General features: G+C 40.8%; 13 protein-coding genes. All 13 read left to right on the top strand.

The features are described 5' to 3' along the window. The first annotated feature begins 798 nt into the window (after nt 1–798). Nucleotides 799–4,020, top strand: a complete 3,222-nt coding sequence (locus tag D0T50_RS08260; RefSeq protein WP_163223051.1) for a TonB-dependent receptor — start codon at nt 799–801, stop codon at nt 4,018–4,020. A 21-nt stretch (nt 4,021–4,041) separates the two neighbouring features. After that, complete coding sequence (locus D0T50_RS08265; protein ID WP_163223052.1) at nt 4,042–6,315, top strand: RagB/SusD family nutrient uptake outer membrane protein; 2,274 nt, start codon at nt 4,042–4,044, stop codon at nt 6,313–6,315. A gap of 137 nt (nt 6,316–6,452) precedes the next feature. Further along, nucleotides 6,453–7,025, top strand: coding sequence for a DUF5034 domain-containing protein (locus tag D0T50_RS08270; protein WP_163223053.1), 573 nt, complete (start codon nt 6,453–6,455; stop codon nt 7,023–7,025). Between the two features lie 4 nt (nt 7,026–7,029). Further along, nucleotides 7,030–7,812, top strand: a complete 783-nt coding sequence (locus tag D0T50_RS08275; protein WP_163223054.1) for a hypothetical protein — start codon at nt 7,030–7,032, stop codon at nt 7,810–7,812. A 141-nt stretch (nt 7,813–7,953) separates the two neighbouring features. Next, complete coding sequence (gene fucO / locus D0T50_RS08280; protein ID WP_163223055.1) at nt 7,954–9,108, top strand: lactaldehyde reductase; 1,155 nt, start codon at nt 7,954–7,956, stop codon at nt 9,106–9,108. Between the two features lie 439 nt (nt 9,109–9,547). Next, on the top strand, nt 9,548–10,222 hold the full coding sequence (locus tag D0T50_RS08285) for a TetR/AcrR family transcriptional regulator (RefSeq protein ID WP_163223056.1): 675 nt from the start codon (nt 9,548–9,550) through the stop codon (nt 10,220–10,222). Between the two features lie 58 nt (nt 10,223–10,280). After that, a complete protein-coding gene (locus D0T50_RS08290; protein ID WP_370520897.1) occupies nt 10,281–11,579 on the top strand; it encodes a TolC family protein in 1,299 nt (432 codons plus the stop codon). A gap of 33 nt (nt 11,580–11,612) precedes the next feature. Beyond that, nucleotides 11,613–12,635: an efflux RND transporter periplasmic adaptor subunit gene (locus tag D0T50_RS08295; protein ID WP_163223057.1), complete on the top strand. Its 1,023-nt coding sequence runs from the start codon at nt 11,613–11,615 to the stop codon at nt 12,633–12,635. A 47-nt stretch (nt 12,636–12,682) separates the two neighbouring features. Next, nucleotides 12,683–15,841, top strand: coding sequence for an efflux RND transporter permease subunit (locus D0T50_RS08300; RefSeq protein ID WP_163223058.1), 3,159 nt, complete (start codon nt 12,683–12,685; stop codon nt 15,839–15,841). Between the two features lie 8 nt (nt 15,842–15,849). Further along, complete coding sequence (locus D0T50_RS08305; RefSeq protein ID WP_163223059.1) at nt 15,850–16,143, top strand: PG0541 family transporter-associated protein; 294 nt, start codon at nt 15,850–15,852, stop codon at nt 16,141–16,143. A gap of 116 nt (nt 16,144–16,259) precedes the next feature. Further along, complete coding sequence (locus D0T50_RS08310; protein WP_163223060.1) at nt 16,260–17,639, top strand: SGNH/GDSL hydrolase family protein; 1,380 nt, start codon at nt 16,260–16,262, stop codon at nt 17,637–17,639. After that, entirely contained in the window at nt 17,626–18,528 is a 903-nt protein-coding gene (locus D0T50_RS08315; RefSeq protein ID WP_163223061.1) for an SGNH/GDSL hydrolase family protein, read from the top strand. The genes D0T50_RS08310 and D0T50_RS08315 overlap by 14 nt, the downstream gene beginning before the upstream one ends. Further along, nucleotides 18,515–20,008: an MBOAT family protein gene (locus D0T50_RS08320; RefSeq protein ID WP_163223062.1), complete on the top strand. Its 1,494-nt coding sequence runs from the start codon at nt 18,515–18,517 to the stop codon at nt 20,006–20,008. The genes D0T50_RS08315 and D0T50_RS08320 overlap by 14 nt, the downstream gene beginning before the upstream one ends. Nucleotides 20,009–20,188 lie beyond the last annotated feature (180 nt).

Raw genomic sequence — 20,188 nt, forward strand, 5'->3', positions numbered from 1 at the left:
ACTGACGCTCTTTCCTATTTTAGCCCAATAGGCTATATACACTCCAGATGCAGTTTTGCAAAATAGGTCTTCACCTTCATATATCGCTGTAACTGCTTAAACACAAGTAAGTTGCGTGTGAAGACCCTCTCTTTTATCCTTCACAGGGTCTTCACGGCTAATTTTCTGACTGCTTTTGTGTTAAAAAATCACTGAGAAACAGATCGAAAATCAGTCAGAAGTGAAGCAAAAATCAGTCAAAAGTGAAGCAAAAATCAGTCAAAAAAATAGATTGCTTAAAGTACTTATTCAAATGCCATAGTTTCATCTCCTGTCAGCCATAGTCTCATGCTCCGTCAACCATAGGCTCATACTCCGTCAGCCTATAGCTGATGCCCCTTCATCCATAAGCACACACCCGCTCGTCTATAGATTGATTCCGCAAAAAGTTTGTCTTTTCTAGTTCCGATTCCTTTTCAGCAAGCATTAGGCTAAAAATATTTTATTATGGCATTGTGTCGATAATATAAATATCTTTGAACGAAACAGCTTTATTACCTTTATTATCAATAGTTTATAGCTTTTTGGTTGCTTTCGTTTTCTTTGTTATATTTTCGATTTTTGTCTTTTTGTACTAAAAAACATTGTTTTTACTAAAAAAGTTAATAGTTTTGTGAAGCAAACAGAAAACATCATGCGATAAAATTAGTAAGTATTCCTGTTTACTATGGCGTAAGAAGTTGCACCACATTATCCTGAAGTTTTTGGATATTAATAAGTTACAATCTTTTTTTTATAAACTATTAAAAAACACATTTTATGGAACTAAAAAAAATCGTCAAGAAGGCGACAGCGACTCTTTTCCTGAGTTTGTTTAGTCTTATTGCTTTTGCTCAAAATCTGACGGTTACCGGTCTTGTAAAAGATGCATTCGGTGATCCTGTAATTGGGGCAAATGTAAGAGTAGAAGGAACAACAGTAGGTACTATTACCGATATTAATGGTAATTATACCGTTCAGGCTCCTTCAAATGGCAAACTCCATTTTTCATTTATTGGGTATGTTTCTCAAACAATTTCTGTAAATAACCAACAGGTTATCAATGTTATTCTTAAAGAAGACACTGAAGTGTTGGACGAAGTAGTAGTAATTGGTTATGGTACAGTAAGAAAGAAAGACCTTACTGGTGCCGTAGCATCAGTTAGTGGCAAGGATTTGATTGCTAATCCGGTTACTGACGTAACACAGGCTCTTCAAGGACATCTTCCCGGAGTAAGCGTATTGTCGCAAGATGGTCGCCCTGGTGGAAATGTTTCTATTAAGGTACGTGGAGGAGGTTCTATTACTCAAAGTAATGAACCGATTTTTATCGTTGATGGTTTCCCTGTAAACAATATCTCGGAAATCCCTGCTGATCAAATAGAGAGTATCGATGTGTTGAAAGATGCCTCTTCTACTGCTATTTATGGTGCTCGCGGTGCTAATGGTGTAATCCTTGTAACTACGAAAAGTGCAAAAGAAGAAAAAGTTTCTGTATCCTATAATGGCTATGTTCAATTTAAGTCTGCAGCCAGTGAACTGAATGCAATGACAGACGCCCAGGACTATGTGTCGTGGACATGGGGATATGGTGGCTTGTTATCGGTTGCTAATGAAAAAGTAGGAGAAGACTTCTTTGGTTTAGGAAATCACGCAGATGCCGCAGCAAACTGGGAGAAATACGGGAAGATGAAAACGCATAACTATACCGATGATTTGCTTCGCTCTACTGTATCTCATTCTCATAACCTTACAGTATCTGGTGGGTCGGAGAAAACGAAACTTGTTTTTGGTGTAAATTATATCAATGACGAAGGACTTCGTATTAATTCTGGCTATGATCGCTGGAATGCTTCATTGAAGGTTTCACAGGAAATAAGAAAGAACATGAAAATGGGTATTGATGTAAGATATACACAATATTCTGTGAACGGTAAAAATGACATGGGCGAATTAGCAACTGCATACAGATATCGTCCGCTCGAACCACTGGGAGATGGTACCAGCTACGGTGCTTTTGGTAATGGTAGTGCTTATGTTGATGTTAATCAAAATGTTGTTGAGAAAGTTAAGGATCGTATTCAAGAATATCAATATAGAAATATCAGAGGACAATTCACATTTAACTGGGAAATCATTAAAGGATTAACCTTAAATGAAGAATTGGGCTTGCGTAGCAATTTTGCTGACGAGAAATATTGGGAGAATGGCTATGCAGGTGCTGATAAATATGCTAAGCTAACACAAAAGAATGGTTGGAGCATGCGTAATGCAGTGACTTTAAATTATCAGGTAAATGGCTTGGGCGATAATCATAGTCTAAATCTATTGGCTGGTCAGGAAGTTGTTCAATCAAATCAAGATCAAATGTGGATATATGGTGCAGGATATCCTGACTCATTTGGATTCAAAGAAGGTTTTGGTTTGATAACCGTGACTAACCCTGATAAAGGTAGAGATGAACGTGGAAATACAATAGGTACACCTTCAAGAACATTGTCGTGGTTTGGACGTGCCAACTATACATTGTTGGATCGTTATTTGTTTACAGCTACCTTCCGTGCTGATGGTTCTACTAAATTTGCACCTAACAATCGTTGGGGATATTTCCCTGCTGCTGCTGTAGCATGGCGTATATCCGATGAAGCTTTCATGGAAAACACCAAAGAGTGGTTAGATAACTTGAAATTAAGACTTTCTTATGGTCAGTCTGGAGCAGATAATATTGGATCTCACCTTTGGAAAGATACATGGTCATTGAGCTCTGCACAGGTAAGTGGTATTGTTGAAACTACCTACAAGCCGGGAACTTTGCTTCCTAATCCTGATTTGAAATGGGAAACAACTGTATCTCGTAATATTGGTATTGATTTTGGATTCTTAAACCGGATAAACGGATCATTGGAAATCTATTATAACTCCAATAAAGACTTGTTGGTAAGAACTCCTGTTGATGCAACTACCGGATATTCGTACCAGTTCCAAAATGTGGGCGAAACCTCAAATAAGGGTATTGAACTATCATTGAGCGCAGTCTTGGTGAAGAGCAAAGATTTCAATTTGAAGGCATCGTTGAACTATAACTACAATGTGAATAACATAGAAAACCTTGCAGAAGGACTTGTTACGGAATATGGTAATGGAGTATTTGGATCTACCATGAAGGTGCCTACTAATGAGTTCCAATTAATCGTGGGTCGCCCTGTTGGAACATTGTTTAGCCATGTAAATTTAGGTTATTATCAATTGAGCGACTTTGATTATGCGAATGGTGTATATACTTTGAAATCGGGTGTAGCTGATTTCCCATTGGCTTTGAATACATACTATGGAAAAGATAAATTCAATGTTCCTGCCGGACAGAAGGCGTTCCCGGGAAGTTTGAAAGTTGCTACCGATGCAGACGGTAATGCTATTCTGAAGAAATTTGATATGGCTCCAAAGCATACGGGAGGTTTCTCATTGAGTGGTAATTATAAGAGTATTGACTTTAGTGCTAACTTTGCATATCAAATTGGCGGACATATTTATAATGCACAAGCTATGAACGACTTTTTTGGAAATAAAGAAACCAATTTGGGTGCAAATCACTATGCTTACTTTGCCGATTCTTACAGAACATGGGAAGTTGCCGGAGGCCAATTAACCTATTATTCTGACCCAGAAAATCTAGCTCGTATAAATGCAAATGCAAAATATGCATTACCAACATTTGAATATGCAACTGTATTAGATAACTGGATTGAAGATGCCTCTTATCTACGTCTTAATACATTGACAGTGGGCTATACTTTCCCCAAAACATGGGTAAAAAAGGCTGCTATGCAAAACTTACGTGTTTACGCTACGGCCGGTAACTTATTCTGCTTAACAGGATATTCAGGTCTTGATCCGGAAGTTAACACAAATCCATCAAGAGGTGACTTCCCAACTCCTGGTATTGATATGAGTGCTTATCCACGCGCACGTACATTTACGTTTGGTCTTAATGTAACATTTTAATTGATTCTTAAAAATACTAATATGAAAAAGAAATTAATATATTCGTTATTGGCTGCTTGTATGATGTTTACAGGCACGTCTTGTCGCGATTTTCTCGAAGTGTCTTCTCCTTCGGTTGTTGATGCGGGTTTCGTTTATTCAGAATTAACCAATGCGGAGACCGCAATGGTTGGTCTGCGTGAACAATGGCGTTCGTGTACAGCAAGCCATACTTTTGCTAATGGTGCTTTTTATGCGCTGGATGGTCCTGGATCAGACTTGGAAAGACATCCGGAACCAACAACATCACAGATAGAAAGACACTTGCCGGAAGGTTTTTGGAAGAATGGTACTGCAACTTCAGCAAGTACTCCCTCTATTGATTTTAATACATATAAAAATGTATATACAGCTCTTTATTCTGTAATTGCTTTGGCAAACAATGCGATTACTGCTATAGAAAATCGTGCTGACTACAATGAAATGGTTGCATCTAAAACACAATCCATGTGGGGATTCTATTATGGACAAGCTGTAGCTCTACGTGCCGCTTCGTATCATGACCTTATCCGTTATTATGGTGATGTTCCTTATTTGACTTATGGTGGTGCCAACTTTGAAAGTCTGACACCTCGCGATGTGATATATGAAGGTGAAATTGAAAAATTGAAGCTGGTTGAACCGTTGATGTATCGTCCGGGCGATAAAGATGAGAATGGTGCTGTTGTAGGAAAAGGAGTTCCTACCCGTACTTTTGTTCAAGGATTAATTGGTAGAATGTGTGTATTCGCAGGTGGTTATTCTACTCGCCGTAATGATATCGCCTATACGGACTCAGAAGGAAATGCGCTTTCGTTCGATAAAATAGGCTCTGATAATAATAATGCATTTTATGGACGCAGAACAGATTATCGTAAATTCTTTGAAACTGCTAAAACATATTTGGATGCTGCTGTAGCCACTCCAGGAAGTTCTGTGAAATTCCATATCACAGACCCACGTTTAGCAGAATCAACAGGCCGTGCGTTTGGTAATCCTTACCAATACTTCTTCCAACAGATGATAAACAATGCCCCTACAGAAGCATATGCCGACGAATCAATTTATGAAATTCCGATGACAAGAGGTTCGTCTAACGAACGTCCTTATTCTTCGGGTCGTGTATCCAGTGGAGGTAATAATGACCACCCAACCAAAAACTACGGACAGGTTCGTATGCAACCGGTTTATTACTACGACTGGTTTGATAATAATGACATGCGTCGTGACGTAACAATTACCGCTACCGGAAGCACAGGTAAAGGTGAAGAGAAACTGATTCCTTGGGGGCAAGGTAACGTAGCTAACGCAGGTGGCTTGTGCTTGAATAAATGGGATGATAACCGTGACCCGGCTCCTCATATTATTAAAGCTCGTCAATCGGGCATCAATGGACCATTCATGCGTATCTCTGACATTATGTTGTTGGATGCGGAAGTTAACGCCGTGTTAGGAAATGACGGAGTTGCTAAAAGCTTACTAAAACAAGTACGTGAACGTGCATTTGCAACTGCAGCATTAGCAAAAACAGATGAGTTTATCACAAAGAGTGGTAGCTTGTATAATGCAATCATTAAAGAACGTTCTTTCGAGTTTGGTGGCGAAGGCGATCGTCGTTATACGTTGATTCGTACCGGACTGGTTGCAGAGGCAATCCCTGCAGCTCGTGCTGCAAACGTTGCTATGATTGAGGGACTGAAAGCAAATGGTACGTATACTTTCCCAAATACAGGAAATACAGTTTCTAAGTATATCTGGACAGCTTTGGGTGACCTTAAGAGTAGTAAAGGCTATCGTTTGACTACTCAATGTACAAATGCGGATGACCCATTCTTATTCCCCGGATGGAGAGGACAACATGATAGTTGGGAAAGTACTGGTGGCAATGCATTAGGTGCTAATGCAAAAGAGGGAAAAACAAATCTTGCTATCAGAGGTTTATTCCAACCCCATACTCCAAATACGGTTGAAATAACATATGCTGACGGAAATAAGGAAACTAAAACAGGTCTTACTCTGAAAGAAATGATGGATTTAATGGATGAAGGCAAAGCGAAGTCTATTGTTGACAAAGACGATGCGTTGAATTTGGCTTTAACCAACTTTGCAGTAGATATATTGAAGTCCACAGTAGCTACTGACTATACAACCACTTTCTTTGAAGGCTATGATGGTACGAAAGCACCTATCTATTTCTATCCTATCAATTACAATACTTTGTATTCTTCAAAAGGTATGATTACCAATGGTTATGGATTCTTACAAATAGTTCCATAATCGTTATTGATAATTAATGAGAAGAGGACGTGTCAATTCTTTATATTTGATACGTCCTCTTTCTTTTTTATAAAAAAACAATATCTTTGTGGAGTTAGAAAGAAACTCAAACAAATTATCACTAAAAACTAGTTACAATGAAACTAAAAAACCTACCAACGCTACTTGTGCCACTATCTGTGTGCAAGAGCAAAATCTCGTTTTTTATTACGTTACTTTCCTTGTTAATGACTGCTTGCTCGGGCAGTGATGACGGTTGGGATGATCCTGTTATTCCGCTAACCCTGAAGGGTATCGAAGCTGTAAACATCGACAATGCAGGGGAGTTTCCTCTTGTAGCCAGCTCGCCCATAAAAAAAGAAGCCTACATGCTTGGGGTAAAGTGGGTAACCAGCAATGTGCCCGACGATGATGACGACAAGTTTATTACAGATCCCATTCAGCAGGGTGAACAAACTTACAACGTAATTGCCAGCGATTACTCAAAAGCAATTAAATGCAATACGCAGTTTAATGCTGATATTCCGGCAGGGAAGTATGTCTCCAAATTCTTCAAAGAAGTAGCACGAGAGTATCTGCCGGCAGATGTAAACGAGGGCTTTGCACTACTTGTAGCACCCGACCCTGGTATACATTCATTTACCATTGAATATTACCTGGACGAAGAGCTTAAATTTAGCTACGAAACATCATTAATCGAATTCTTCTGATATTATGAATAAGACTATACTATGTATAACAATAGCCATGATGGCGATTCAATCGCTTTCGGCTCAGGTAGAAAACAGACACGCTAAAGGTGCTTGGATTGACCTCCAAATAGGACAACACATTGGATTCAACAATTGGATTAGCGTTGATAACCTCAGTGAAGCACTGCCATCGGCATCTATAACCGAACTCAGAGCGGTAGCCAATATCTATCTTTCCAATCCCCAGTTTGGGATGTATATTGATGCAGGTGTTGGCATTATGCCCGGTGCCAGTATGAAGTCGTTTGATATCAATCGTATGCCCATGCCCAATAGTGGGACACAGTATTATCTGCGCGAAATAATTTCGGAGTCGGGCAGAAGCAGTACGTCAGCTAATTTCAAGATAGGAGCAGGGCTCTTTGCTGATTTTCGGGCAAACGAGAAATTAGATGTTTCGCCCTATTTGGGAGTGGGTGGAATAGTAATGCCCGATAGGTCTTATGAAGTAAGGCTAAAAGAACAAGGCTCGAATATGGAGTATCGCTCAACATACGAATGGTCTCGAAACCCAACCTCAGATGGTGTAATGCTAGGCTATCTTACGCTTCGTCTGAATTTCAGATACAAGATATGGCCAAAATCATCCCTTTTGTTAGGGCTGGAATATTCTTATTTCTTTGACACACTCAACTTCTATAGTTCACATACCAATGTGTTCAACGGAAATATTCAGCGAAGAACCGAAACCAAAGGAGATAATATGAGTATGCTTGGCATAACTGTTGGCGTCTCTTTCAGATAGCAATCCCTAAAAAAACAAAAAATACTTATTCTTTCCGTTATAGAATGGTAACAAAGACAAGCCTATCTTTTATCTTTGTGAGGCAGGCTTGTTTTTGCTGTCTGCTCACTATAATTCAAAACATTAACTCAAAGTAAAATTATGATTAACAGGTTCGTCCTCAACGAAGTATCTTACTTCGGTCCCGGTGCTCGCGAAGTACTTCCGCAAGAAATTGCACGCTTAGGTTTAAAGAAAGCATTTGTTGCAACAGATAAAGATCTTATCAAATTTGGTGTAGCAGGCAAGGTGTTGGAAGTATTGGACAAAGCGCAAATACCTTACGAAATATTCAGTGATATAAAACCCAATCCTACCGTAACAAATGTAAACGCAGGCGTGGCTGCATACGCCAAATCGGGTGCCGACTTTATTCTTGCTTTGGGTGGAGGTTCCTCTATTGATACAGCAAAGGCTATTGGTATTATCACCAATAACCCCGAATTTAGCGATGTTGTTTCGTTGGAAGGTGTAGCTCCTACAAAGAAAAAATCAGTGCCTATTATTGCATTGCCCACTACGGCTGGTACTGCTGCCGAAGTAACGATTAACTATGTAATTACCGACGAAGTTAATCAGAAGAAAATGGTTTGTGTAGATCCTAACGATATCCCAGCAATTGCTATTGTGGATGCTGAATTGATGTATACATTGCCCAAAAGCCTTACTGCAGCTACCGGCCTGGATGCATTGACCCATGCTATTGAGGGACTTATTACTAAAGGCGCTTGGGAGATGAGCGATATGTTCGAGATTAAGGCTATTGAAATGATTGCCCGCTATCTGGAAACAGCTACCAACGAACCCAATAATGCTGAAGCACGCAACGGAATGGCTGTGGCTCAGTACATTGCTGGTATGGCATTCTCTAACGTTGGTTTGGGTGTGGTACATGGTATGGCTCATCCATTGGGAGCAATCTTTGACATCCCTCACGGTGTTGCCAATGCTTTACTGTTGCCTACCATCATGGAATTTAATGCACCTGCAGCACTCGATAAGTACGAACAAATAGCTAAAGCTATGAATGTTTATACACCAGGCATGAGTAAAGAAGCTGCTGCCGATGCTGCTGTTACTGCTGTTAAGGAACTGTCTATCCGTTTGGGAATTCCACAACACTTGTCGGAATTGGGCATAAAGGAAGGCGACTTGGATAAACTTGCTACTGCCGCTGCTGCTGATGTTTGCACTCCAGGCAATCCGCGCGAAGTATCCAAAGAAATTATACTGGAACTCTACAAAAAAGTGTTATAAGCATTTAGACTTTTATCAAATACATAAATGAGGCTGTCTCACAATTAGTGAGATGGCCTCTTTTTTTAGTCAATTTTCAAAGCGTATCCTAACTTGTCAAGAGACTTTTTGCCAGTGCATTGGCAAAGTTGTGCCAACGCACTGGCACTACTGTGCATTAACGCTGGCACTGTCGTGCCAACACGTTGGCACAACTTACGTGATGTATGTTAACGTTTTTAGTTGACTACTTTGACATATTTCAAAAAAAAACAGTTGTGTGTCTTGCCATTAACATTTGTTTTAACCTGATATGCGAAAGGATAATAATTATGAAAAAGCAAGCAATAGGCAGGAAACTTTTGCTCTTCATTTGGTTTTCTATATATCTTTGTTGCAAATAAAACTCATGGAGTTTTTTAAGTTTTGTAAATAAGATGCTAATAAATGGTGATAAGTGATGACTGAAACGGTTAATGATAATTCCACGAGACAGGAATTAAGAGAAAGAATTATTATTGCGTCGTTAGATGCTTTCCGCAAAAACGGAATAAAAAGTATAACAATGGATGATATTGCGGCATTGCTGAAAATATCTAAGCGGACGCTGTATGAAACTTTTGAAGATAAAGAAACACTTTTGCGCGAGTCTATTATATATAATCAGCAGCGAATGCAAAAGGAGTTGGCGGAATTTGTGGCAAGAACGCCTAATGTGTTGGAGGTTGTTTTGACCTGTTTCAAAGAAAGTATTAGTGTTTTTCATCATGTTAACATCCGCTTCTTTGAGGATCTAAAGAAATATCCGAAAGTAAAAGAGATGTTGGAATGTCGGCGTAAAGAAGATTCGGAAATGGCTGTAAACTTCCTTAAGAGAGGTGTTAAACAAGGGCTCTTCAGAAAAGATACCAACTTTGAAATTGTTAATATCTTACTGAAAGAACAGTTGGCTTTGATGATGGCAAATGACTTGCTGAAGAAGTTCTCGTTTATAGAGGTGTACGAGTCAATCGTCCTTACTTATTTACGCGGTATTTCTACCGTGGAGGGTGTCAGAGAGTTGGACGAATTTGTAAACAACTACAAATTAGAAAGAAACGAACTGATAAAAGAAAAAGATAATGATATTATATAATCTTAGGAATGAAAAAATGAAGTGTTTAATGAAAAGAAAGTATGTTTTTACGCTGATCATGTTTATGGTCTTTGGCGGTATTAAGGCACAAGATGTAAAGGATACTCTGACAATTACGTTAGAGCAAGCGATTGAAATCGCATTGAGCGACAATCCAACAATTAAAGTAGCAGAAGAAGAGATCGTGTTGAAGAAGACTGCAAACAAGGAAGCATATGCTGCTTTGTTTCCCGAAGCTTCGTTGGTCGGTTCTTATTCGCGTGCTATCAAGAAGCAAAAAGTATCTATGGACATGGGAGGTGAAAGTGCTACCTTTGAGATGGGACGAACCAATTCATATAATGGAGGTCTCTCTATCAATTTACCATTATTTGCTCCTGCTATTTATAAGGGTATTAATCTTACAAAAACAGATGTTGAGTTGGCGGTAGAAAAGGCACGTTCGTCTAAAATGGATATGGTTAATCAAGTAACAAAGGCATATTTTCAATTGCTTTTGATGCAAGATAGCTACGAAGTTTGGAAAAAAAGCTACGCACAGTATGTGGCTAATTATGAAGTGGCAAGTGCTAAGTACGAGCATGGTGTGGTAAGCGAATATGATAAAATCAGGGCGGAAGTGCAAATGCGCAACGCAATGCCAAGTGTTGTATCTGCTCGCAATGGTGTTAATCTGGCAAATCTGATGTTGAAAGTATTAATGGGTATCGACGAAGAGGAAATAGCAGTTGTGGGTAGCCTTAAGGATTACGAATTGACCATGTTTCAGCAACAGTTGGACGATTATCCAATCGACTTACGTGGCAATAGTGACTTGAAGCAACTCGCGCTTAATGCCGAGATGTTGCGTCAGAATGTAAAGGTGCAGCAAACCAACTTTATGCCTACACTCGCGGCCTCTTTTAACTATTCGTATATATCGATGAACGAAGATTTTAAGTTTTCAAAGTATGAATGGTTTCCTTATTCAACACTTGCGTTGAATCTTTCAATCCCCTTGTTCAAAGCTAGTAACTTCACGAAGCTGAAACAAGCAAAGATTCAAATGTCTCAGTTGGATAATAGCCGGATTAATGCGGAGCGTCAGCTACAAATGCAAGCTACAAACTATAAAAACAATATGGATGCAAGTACAGAGCAGGTAGTAAGTAATAAAGCCAGTATTATCCAAGCCGAAAAGGGAAGGGATATTGCTCAAAAACGATATGAGGTTGGTAGAGGAACGATAATAGAATTAAATGATTCGGAAGTAGCTCTTACGCAATCGCAACTGGTATATCATCAATCTATCTATGATTATCTTGCAGCTAAAGCCGACTTGGACTTAGTATTGGGGTATGAGTATGTGCGGAAATAAAAATGAAACAATAAAAAAGAAATAATAACAAGCATGAAGAAGAACTTTTATTTAATTGCCCTGTTTGCAGTAGTGCTATTAGGGGCTTGTTCCGGTGGTGAGAAAGAATCGGAAGGCATTGAAAAGAAAGAAGAAAAGCCGGTAGTAAAGTTAGCAAATGTATTTGCTCGCCCGGTAGACCAGATAATAGAATATACGGCAACAGTTGAGGCGGAAGCGAAAAATAATATCGCACCTTCATCGGCAGTACGTATTGATAAGATTCTGGTTGAGGTAGGCGACCGTGTTGTGAAAGGACAACGATTGGTAGAAATGAGTGATAATAGTTTGAAACAACTTAAGTTGCGAATAGAAAACCAAAAGATAGAATTCAATCGTATTGACGAACTTTACAAAGTAGGAGGCGTTTCTAAATCAGAGTGGGATGCTGCGAAAATGGCTGTTGATGTGAATGAAGAAGCTTATCAAAACTTGTTGGAAAATACGTCACTGATAAGTCCGCTAAACGGAATAGTCACAGCGCGTAATTACGATAATGGCGATATGTACAATAATGGAGCACCGGTATTGACCGTTGAGCAAGTTGCCCCGGTGAAATTAATCATTAACGTTTCTGAATCGTATTTCACGAAAGTAACAAAAGGTGCCGATGCCTCTATTAAGCTAGATGTATATGGTGATGAAGAATTTACAGGTAAAATAGCACTGGTACATCCTACTATTAACCCCGATACACGTACGTTTCAGGTAGAAGTTAAGGTGGAAAATAAAAACTTAAAGGTTCGCCCAGGTATGTTTGCCCGTGTTATTTTGAATTTCGGCACACTGAATCACGTTGTAGTACCCGATATGGCTATTGTTAAACAAGCTGGTTCGGGCGATCGTTATGTTTGGGTTTATAAGAACGGTAAAGTATCTTATGATAAAGTGGAATTGGGACGACGTATGAACACTGAGTATGAATTAATCTCCGGTGTTGACGACAATGCTCAAATTGTAATTGCAGGACAAGCACGCCTGCAGACTGGAGTTGAAGTTGAAGTAGCTAAGGACTAACAATAATCTCGGAATAACGAATTTAATTTCAAAAACAAAGTAAAATTATGAGTTTATACGAAGGAGCGGTTAAGAAACCGATTATGACCTCGCTATGCTTTGTGGCTATAGTGATCTTTGGTCTCTTCTCTTTGTCACGATTACCGATTGACTTGTTGCCGGACTTTGATACGAATACCATTATGGTTATTACTTCTTATCCGGGTGCCAGTGCTTCGGATATTGAGAATAACGTATCTCGTCCATTGGAGAATACATTAAATACGGTAAGTAACCTGAAACATATATCATCAAGATCATCGGAGAATATGTCTCTGATAATACTTGAGTTTGAGTACGGATATGATATTGATGTATTGACCAATGATGTCCGAGACAAACTCGATATGGTTACCTCTGTATTACCCGATGATGCGGAAACTCCGATCATCTTTAAGTTTAGTACCGATATGATTCCTATTATTCTTTTATCGGTACAAGCAGAAGAGAGCCAGGCGGCCCTGTACAAAATACTGGATGACAACGTTGCCAATCCATTGGCACGTATTCCCGGTGTGGGGTCGGTTTCCATCAGTGGTGCGCCCAAACGTGAAATTCAGGTGTACTGCGACCCTAACAAGTTGGAAGCATACCACCTGACAATTGAAACAATCAGTTCAATTATCGGAGCCGAGAATCGGAACATCCCGGGTGGTAATTTCGATATTGGTAACGAAACCTATGCGCTACGTGTCGAGGGCGAGTTTAAGGATGCCCACCAGATGGAGAATATTGTGGTTAGTGAAAGCAAGGGTGCCACTGTATACCTGCGCGATGTGGCACGAATTATCGATACGGTGGAAGAACGCGCGCAGGAAGCCTATACAAATGGTGTGCGCGGAGGGATGATTATTGTTCAGAAGCAATCGGGAGCAAACTCGGTGGATATTGCCCGCAGAGTAACCGAAGCAATACCCGAACTGCAGAAGTCTTTGCCAACCGATGTGAAACTGGGTATTATCATGGATACCTCTGAAAACATTATCCTGACAATTAACAGTTTGGCAGAAACAGTAATGTATGCCTTGTTGTTCGTTATCATTGTAGTATTCCTATTCTTGGGAAGATGGAGGGCTACACTGGTAATCTCTATTGTGATTCCTATTTCGCTGATTGCTTCGTTTATTTATCTGGCTATAACCGGTAATACGCTTAACATCATATCATTGTCTTCGTTATCGATTGCTATTGGTATGGTGGTGGATGACGCGATTGTAGTATTGGAGAACGTAACGACACACATCGAGAGAGGTTCGGACCCGAAACAAGCGGCTGTACATGGTACAAATGAGGTAGCTATCTCCGTAATTGCATCTACACTAACCATGCTTGCGGTGTTCTTCCCATTAACCATGGTTACAGGTATGACCGGTGTGCTGTTCAAACAGTTGGGATGGATGATGTGTATCATCATGATTGTTTCTACTGTTGCCGCATTGAGTTTGACGCCAATGATGTGTTCGCAATTGTTGAGACTGCAGAAAAAACAAAGCAAAATATTTACAATACTTTATGGACCAATCCAGAAAGCATTGGATGCCTTAGATAAATGGTATGCGCGGATGTTGGACTGGTCGGTACGCCATCGTGCTATCGTTATTTCGGCTTGTGCAGGATTTTTCCTTCTTAGTTTGCTTATAGCAGGTGGAATCAGTACGGAGTTTTTCCCTACACAAGATAATGGTAGTATTACAGCTACTCTCGAAGTTCCTATTGGAACCCGCAAAGAAGTAGCCCAAAAATTAGCCTCCAAGCTAACCGACGAATGGAGAGAGAAATACCCTGAAATTCAGGTAATCAACTATCGTGTAGGACAGGCTAGCTCGGATAACACGTTTGCTTCTATGCAGGATAATGGTTCGCACATTGTTGCATTTAATATTCGTCTGACCAACCCGGGTGAGCGTAAACGTTCGATGACCGAGATTGGTGACCTGATGCGTCTTGATTTGCTTGCATATCCTGAATTTAGCAAGACAAAAGTCGTAATTGGTGGTAGTAGCGGTATGGGTGGACAAGCAACAGCCGACTTCGAAATCTATGGTTATGACATGGCAGTAACTGACCATGTGGCAGCCGAATTGAAACGTGAACTTTTCTCTATCAAGGGAGTTTCAGAAGTAAACATCAGTCGTGGTGATTATCAGCCCGAGTATCAGGTTGATTTTGACAGAGAAAAATTGGCTTTGCATAGCCTGAATCTTTCTACTGCTGGTACATATTTGCGTAACCGTATCAATGGAGCTACTGCATCACAGTATCGCGAAGATGGCGACGAGTATGATATTATTGTACGCTATGCCCCCGAATTCCGTACCAGTCTGGAGAGTCTTGAAGATATCCTTATTTACAATGCCAAAGGAAATGCGGTTCGTGTGAAAGACGTAGGTAAAGTAGTAGAGCGTTTTGCACCACCCACCATCGAGCGTAAAGACCGTGAGCGTATTGTAACTGTTTCGGCTGTAATATCAGGAGCGGCTCTGGGTGATGTTGTTAATGAAGGAAAAAAACTGATTGAGAAGATGGATGTACCTGCCAATATCTCTGTACAGATAGCAGGTTCGTATGAGGACCAACAAGAATCATTTGCCGATTTGGCTACTCTTGCCGTACTGATTATCGTATTGGTGTTCATAGTAATGGCTGCACAGTTCGAATCCTTGACTTATCCTTTTATAATCATGTTCTCGGTACCATTTGCTGTGAGTGGGGTACTGATGGCGTTATTTATATCGGGCAGTACGTTAAGTGTGATGAGTTTGCTGGGTGGTATTATGTTGATTGGTATTGTGGTGAAGAACGGTATCGTGTTGGTAGACTATATCATACTATGTCGTGAACGTGGACAAGCTGTAATCAACTCGGTAGTTACTGCCGGAAAGAGCCGTTTACGTCCTGTATTGATGACTACCATGACTACCATTCTTGGTATGATACCTATGGCGGTAGGTGGTGGACAAGGTTCTGAAATGTGGCGTCCGATGGGTGTTTCCGTAATTGGTGGTCTTACAATTTCTACAGTACTGACTCTTATTCTTGTTCCGGTTCTTTACTGTGTATTTGCCGGTACAGGTATCAAACGCCAACGTAAGCAACTAAAGAAGAAACGTGAACTTGATACTTATTTCGAAGAGAATAAGCATAAGATGATTAAAAATAAAAAATAATAGAGCCAATGAAATCAGTATTAATAACTTTCGACCAAGCTTACTTTGAACGCATCATATCGTTGCTCGATCATATGAACTGCCGTGGCTATACGTATCTTGACAAAGTACAGGGGCGCGGGTCGAAAACCGGAACACCTCATTATGGAAGCCATGCATGGCCATCGATGAACTCAGCCATTATTACGGTTGTAGAGGATAGCAGAGTTGATCCTTTGTTAGAGGCTTTGCACGAGATGGATATGAAAACCGAACAATTAGGACTTAGAGCTTTTGTCTGGAACATAGAGAAAACGATTTAAGAGTCTTATTAAATAGAAAGAACAAGGGAGATGCCGGATAAAAGAACGGCTTCTCCCTTTCTTTTTTATTGCTTTCTACTATCTTTGCCAGTCGTAAAGAATTTTGAGAAGCGTCGATGCGAAACTATATAAAACATACAACAGGGCTTATGCTGTTTATTTTAGCAGCGTTGTTGTTAATGAATTTTCTTCCACCTATTACTGTTGGAGAGCATACTTTGCGAGAGGTGGATATACTCAGTGATATTCGCAGACCCAGCTTTGAGGAAGATGAACCGCAAGAAGATAGCCTGTTGCTTGCTCCTCCTCCTATTATCAAACCCGCTTTTGTGGATAGTTGTAAGCAGGGCATGACCTGTATTGAAGATTATAGCGACTCTACCTTGCGCGGCATGACTGCTTTCTACGAAAAACTAAGTGAGATAAACAACTTAAAACGTCCTGTGCGTGTTGCTGTTTTTGGAGATTCTTTTATCGAGGCGGATATCTTTACCGCCGATTTGCGTGAAATGCTTCAACAGAAATATGGTGGTTGCGGGGTAGGGTTCGTTAATATTACTTCTACGACGTATGGCTTCAGACCTACGGTGCGGCATGCTTTCAATGGATGGGAGTCGCACTCTGTCAATGATAGCATTGGCTTTGTGAAAAACAAACAAGGACCCAACAATCATTACTTCATACCCACTCGCGGTGCTTACATGGAGTTGCGCGGACAAACCAAATATGCCTCTAAGCTGGATACGTGCCAACAATCTACCATTTATTTCCTTACCGATGAGCCGCTAATGTTAACAGCCGAGGTAAATAAGCAAAAGAATGCTCCGAGCGAATTTACAGCTTCGCCGGATATGCAACAAATGTCGGTAAAGGGTAATATTGGCTCTGTGCGGTGGATCGTTAACTCGGATACGGATGCATTGTTCTTTGGCGCGACAATGGATGGATTGAGCGGTATTTCGGTCGATAACTTCTCTTTGCGCGGTAGTTCCGGTCTTTCGCTTGCTACTATTCCCGAACATACCATGATGCAGTTCAATAAACTTCGCACGTACGACCTCATCATCCTGCAGTTTGGTTTGAATGTGGCAACTCAGCGTGGTAGTGATTACCATTATTATAAGGTGGGAATGCTTCGTTCGGTGGAGTATATAAAGAGGTGTTTCCCGCAGGCTTCTATCTTACTCGTTAGTGTAGGCGACCGTAACTATAAAAGCGAAACGGGCGAAATGCGCACCATGCCTGGTGTTAAGAACCTCATTAAATATCAGCAAAATATTGCTGCCGAAGGAAATATCGCGTTTTGGAACCTTTACGAAGCTATGGGTGGCGAAGGTGGTATGGTAAAGTTGGTCAATGCAAAGCCAGCTCAAGCCAATATGGACTATACACATATAAACTTCCGTGGTGGGAAAGTACTCTCTAAGCTACTGTATGAGTCGCTGGTTTATGGTAAGGAACAATTTGATAAAAAGAAAGCGTATGAGGCGGAATAGGCAATTACTTTTGTTTGTTTTTGTACTGCTTTGCGTAAGTGTATCTCCTATTTACGCGCAGGATACATTGCCGGCACCACTGCCACCCAATGCTTCGCCTGCTTCTTCTGTATCATTGAAACCTTATACGTTTACGCCCGATACAGTTTGGGTAGCGAGCGCATTGTCGGAACAATTTCTTGGCAGAGGAACAAATGAAATCATAGGCGCAGACCATACGCTAACTCCGGTTTTAGAGCACTTGCGCTTGTTAAAAGCTGGTGTCTCTACAGATACTTTACGGATTGTACACATAGGAGATAGCCATGTACGTGGCAAGATATTTCCTAACGCGGCAGGCGAGAAGATGGCTGCTGCATTTGGTGCGGTGTCGTACACCGGCATGGGGGTGAATGGTGCCACTTGTCTTACGTTTACACACGCGGCTCGCATAAATGCTATTGCAGAGCTTAACCCTGCCTTACTGATTCTCTCGTTTGGAACCAACGAAAGTCACAACAAGCGCTATAACTCAACCGTGCATTATGGGCAAATAGACGAATTGGTAAAGTTGCTACGCAGCAAACTTCCCCATACACCTATACTCTTAACCACGCCTCCGGGATCTTATGAATCATTCCGAGCGAGAAACAGACGACGCACTTACGCCATCAATCCGCGAACAACAATTGCGGTAGATATCATCCGAAGATATGGCGAAGCGCATAAACTACCTGTGTGGGATATGTATAACCTTGTAGGTGGCAAGGAATATGCCTGTAAAAACTGGACAGCTGCCAAACTGATGCGACCAGACCATGTGCACTATCTTCCCGAAGCATACGCCTTGCAGGGCGAACTACTATACGAAGCCATAATCAATGCCTATAATGTATATGTTACCCATTGATATAGACATAGAAAGATTGAAGTCGCTATTCGCCTACGACCCGCAAAGCCCGCTGATATTTAACAGCGGATTCTTCTTGTGGTTGTTTGCGGGCTTTGTCTGTATCTACTTGTTGCTGAACAAGAAGGACACAATGCGTATCCTTTTTGTAACCGTATTCTCATACTACTTTTACTATAAAAGCAGCGGCACGTATTTCTTCTTGTTGGGAGCCGTTACTGTTTTCGATTATTACATAGCACGCAGAATGAGTAGGACAGAAGAAAAAAAACACCGGCAGGTGTTGGTTATACTAAGTCTTGTCTTCAACCTTGGCTTGCTGTGCTACTTCAAATACACTAACTTCTTTGGCGAAGTGATTGCTTCACTAACCGGAGGAACTTTTACCGCACTGGATATATTCTTGCCTGTGGGCATTTCTTTCTTTACCTTTCAGTCGCTTAGTTATACGATTGATGTCTACCGCCGACAGATTCAACCGCTCGACCGCTTGTTGGATTATGCTTTCTATGTGTCGTTTTTCCCGCAGTTGGTGGCAGGTCCTATTGTTCGTGCCCGCGATTTCATTCCGCAAATACGCAAACCACTCTTCGTCTCGAAACAGATGTTTGGACGTGGTATTTATTTCATCGTATGCGGATTGTTCAAGAAAGCTGTTATCTCCGACTATATCAGCATCAACTTTGTGGAGCGTATCTTCGAAAATCCGCTGCTCTATTCGGGCATTGAAAACCTGATGGCCGTGTATGGTTATGCGTTGCAAATTTATTGCGACTTCTCGGGCTATAGCGATATGGCAATTGGTATTGCATTACTACTGGGCTTTCGTTTTAACATAAACTTCGACTCGCCCTACAAGTCGGTTTCAATTACTGAGTTCTGGCGACGCTGGCACATCTCGCTCTCCAGTTGGCTACGCGATTATCTTTATATTTCATTAGGGGGCAACCGCAGGGGTAAAAGACGACAATACCTCAACCTTATCATTACCATGCTTTTGGGTGGTTTGTGGCACGGTGCTTCTTGGAATTTCATCGTATGGGGACTGTTCCATGGCGTGGCGCTTGCCATACACAAAATATGGATGAGTTACACAGGTAAGAAGAAAGCCTACGAAGACGAAACCTATGGTTCACACCGTTTTTGGAATACTTTCCTTACCTTCCACTTCGTTTGCTTCTGTTGGATATTTTTCCGCAATGTGCATTTCCAAGGCTCTATTGATATGATAAGTCAAATCTGCACCAATTTCCAACCACAACTCTTTGAGCAATTGCTCGAGGGATATTGGAAGGTGTTTCTATTGATGTGTATTGGATTCTTCCTGCATTTTGTACCCGCGAGTTGGGAAAAAACAGCATCTACCATTGTGGTAGAACTTCCTTTCTTGTGGAAAGCCGCACTGGTTTTAATCGTTATCTTCTTGGTTATTCAGGTAAAGAGTAGCGAGATACAGCCCTTTATTTATTTTCAATTCTAAAGGCACACCACACCCTTTTTTCTTTTCTTGGTTGGTTTTTAAGCGTCTATAAATGAGCGGTTGTATGCCTATGGACGAGCGATTGTGCGCCTATGGCTGACAACCGATGAGACTATGGCTGACGGAGCATTATCTTGTTTCCGATGTGAAATAACAATAAATTATGGGTTCTGCTTGGAA

Origin of the sequence: Bacteroides sp. 214 (assembly GCF_010501015.1) — a bacterium.
In the GTDB taxonomy this organism is placed as follows: Bacteria; Bacteroidota; Bacteroidia; order Bacteroidales; family Bacteroidaceae; genus Bacteroides.